At 67.5% G+C, this 594-nt stretch carries 1 protein-coding gene; it reads left to right on the plus strand.

Going from position 1 to position 594, the window contains the following annotated elements; all coding sequences use genetic code 11:
* A partial coding sequence (locus tag JJ959_RS21295) for a thiamine pyrophosphate-dependent enzyme (protein ID WP_292888494.1) occupies positions 1–570 on the plus strand: 570 nt, incomplete at its 5' end.
* Positions 571–594 lie beyond the last annotated feature (24 nt).

A 594-nucleotide genomic window follows, 5' to 3' on the forward strand; every position in this document is an offset into this window, starting at 1 on the left:
GCCTTCCGGGTGGATGAGGAATGGGGGCCGGCGGCGATTGTCGACACCGTGCGCAGGCACCTCCCCGCCGACGGGATCGCCACCTGTGACAGCGGGGCTCACCGGATCCTTCTCAGCCAGGTCTGGCGCTGTCACCAGCCCCGTGGGCTGCTGCAGTCGACCGGCCTCTGCACCATGGGCTGCGCCCTGCCGCTCGGCATCGGCGCGCAATTGGCGGCGCCGGGTCGCCCGGTGGTCGCCTTTTCGGGTGATGCCGGCCTGGAGATGGCGCTTGGCGAGCTGTCGACTTTGCGCGATTTGAAGCTGCCGCTCACCATCATCGTTTTCGTCGACGCCTCGCTGGCCTTGATCGAGTTGAAGCAGCGCCGGGACCAGCGGCCCAATATCGGAGTCGATTTCGACGAGACGGATTTCCCGGCGGTCGCCAGGGCCTATGGCGGTGATGGGCATTGGGCGGAAAGCCGCGCCGAACTGGAATCGGCCTTAGGAGAGGCGTTGGCGCCGGGCCGGGATCGGTTCAGCCTGATCGCCTGCCGGATCCCGCGGCAGAGCTATGACGGCCGCATCTGAGGCTTGGTATCAGTCCTCGACCGG

Source organism: Nisaea sp. (genome assembly GCF_017640745.1).
Taxonomy (GTDB): domain Bacteria; phylum Pseudomonadota; class Alphaproteobacteria; order Thalassobaculales; family Thalassobaculaceae; genus Nisaea.